3 protein-coding genes and 1 pseudogene are annotated in these 2,019 nt (G+C 37.6%); 1 reads left to right on the forward strand and 3 read right to left on the reverse strand.

Going from position 1 to position 2,019, the window contains the following annotated elements:
* Nucleotides 1–25: 25 nt before the first annotated feature.
* The 3 genes and pseudogenes from A5875_RS05990 to A5875_RS06000 form a co-directional block, all read right to left on the reverse strand.
* Entirely contained in the window at nt 26–232 is a 207-nt protein-coding gene (locus tag A5875_RS05990) for a DUF2922 family protein (protein ID WP_088932760.1), read from the reverse strand.
* 50 nt (nt 233–282) lie between these two features.
* A pseudogene (locus A5875_RS05995) lies at nt 283–546 on the reverse strand (hypothetical protein); the annotation flags it as partial.
* A 93-nt stretch (nt 547–639) separates the two neighbouring features.
* Nucleotides 640–867, reverse strand: coding sequence for a hypothetical protein (locus A5875_RS06000; protein ID WP_088932762.1), 228 nt, complete (start codon nt 865–867; stop codon nt 640–642).
* 145 nt (nt 868–1,012) lie between these two features.
* Between A5875_RS06000 and A5875_RS06005 the strand changes: the two genes are divergently transcribed.
* Nucleotides 1,013–1,609: a TVP38/TMEM64 family protein gene (locus tag A5875_RS06005; RefSeq protein ID WP_088932763.1), complete on the forward strand. Its 597-nt coding sequence runs from the start codon at nt 1,013–1,015 to the stop codon at nt 1,607–1,609.
* The last annotated feature ends 410 nt before the right edge of the window (nt 1,610–2,019 follow it).

The raw sequence follows: 2,019 nt of genomic DNA on the forward strand, positions 1-2,019 counted from the left end.
CTTATATAAACCTACGCCATCTTTTTCAAATAGATGTGTATAAGAGACAGATTGTTGCATGTTTTAATTTCTTATATAAACCTACGCCATCTTTTTCAAATAGATTCAACAGCGTGAACTTCTCTAAAGTCGCTTTGAGTTCTGCGGCAGAGTTGCGCATACTAAAATCCTTCAAGCGCAAATGCTGCTCTTTTCCATTACTATTTTCAAATTCAATATCTAATGTCGCCATTTTTTCAGTCCCTTCGTTTAATTTTCTTCTTGTTCTTTATTTGTTCCTCTTCATGAACCGACTAATCCTGCTAGTGGTTCTTTGATAAATTGCGTAAATAATGTTTTCAGCTTTTCAGCGATATACGTTTTTGCCGGAAATAATTTGATCAGCAGCACACGCCACTCCTTCTTATCAAAATACTCCTCAAAAAATATATAAAAACGACGCAAAGTCGCATTGGATTTTGTTTTCATAAAAATATAATGCACTAAATCGGCCAGCATAAATGAAAAATCTGCCAAGCCTAATTCTTCTCTTACTTGAAGCGCTATCTTATACACATCTAGATGTGTATAAGAGACAGCGATTATTCCGATTTGACACGCTAAAAAAATCCTCCGTTTAATAAACGAAGGATTCCATGATTATTCAATAATCTTTTTCACTGTAAAAGGTTCGTTCTTTTCTGATGGTTCCTCTTGATCTGCTAAATCAAACAAGATCAGGTCATCTTTTCCTTCACCTTCAACGATCACTAATTTTCCTAGCCGATCACGGTTATCTTTGACGATCTGCGCTTCTTTAATCAATTCCTTCGGATCACGCTTCGCGGCAATTGCATTGCCAAGGTTAAAGAATACTGTCTCTTCCATTTCCATCCACTCCTCAAGAACGTTTGTACTTTAGTATCTGTCTCTTATACACATCTAGATGTGTATAAGAGACAGCCTCAGACCTATGCATTTTGTGAATTAATCCTATATACTTTGTTTTAGAAAGACAAAGGAGATGAATCAAATGAGTGTTGTTCAATCCAGAAGACTGCTAAATATAATTTCGTTAATGGGCATCGCCATAACTGTTAGTTTAACCTTCTACTTCTATCGCTTAGGAGTATTTAATGATATGAATTCGTTGAGACAACTCGTCGGGCATTCACCGATCGCCGGACCGCTCATTTTTGTTTTGATTCAAATCATCCAAGTCGTTATTCCAATCATTCCAGGTGGTATCAGCCTCGCAGCCGGGGTCTTGATTTTCGGGCCATACTGGGGATTTGTATATAATTATGTTGGGATCGTCATCGGTTCCTTGATCCTGTTCTTAATGGGCAGACACTATGGCAAGCCGATGATTATGCATCTCGTTAGTGATAAGGTATATCAAAAATACAGTCATTGGCTGGATGATCCGCGTTTTGATAAATTGTTCGCCTTGGCGATTTTCTTACCTGTCGCACCAGACGATGCCTTGTGTTTGATGGCTAGTCTGACGAACATGTCCTTTAAGAAATACAGTGCAATCATCTTTTTAGCCAAACCAGCTTCGATCTTCCTATACAGTCTGGCTTTACTGCAAGGTGGCCAAATACTATCCACTTTACTCGGACTCTAAATCAAATAAGATTGTTTTGATTCAATCACTTTAAGGAGATGCTTCGGCATTTCCTTTTTTCGTTTATTTAAAGAAGAACGAGTCCCAGCTATGGCAGTTTACTATATACGAAAGCAAAAATTTGAGCTATTCTTATTATTCAAAGGTATTGTCCCTCAACCAACTTTTCGCATCTCAGCGATCGCATAACGATTGAATGGATTTAGACAATAATGATTCGCTATAATTAACCAAGTATCCCATCAGCATGAATCTTCAAATTTTTCACGTAAATAATTCATACCTGTCTCTTATACACATCTAGATGTGTATAAGAGACAGCAGCGATCGCATAACGATTGAATGGATTTAGACCTGTCTCTTATACACATCTAGACGCGATGCGAGAGCTCCTTCACTACCTTTTATAG

The sequence above is a fragment of the Enterococcus sp. 3H8_DIV0648 genome, assembly GCF_002140655.1.
In the GTDB taxonomy this organism is placed as follows: Bacteria; Bacillota; Bacilli; order Lactobacillales; family Enterococcaceae; genus Enterococcus_A; species Enterococcus_A hulanensis.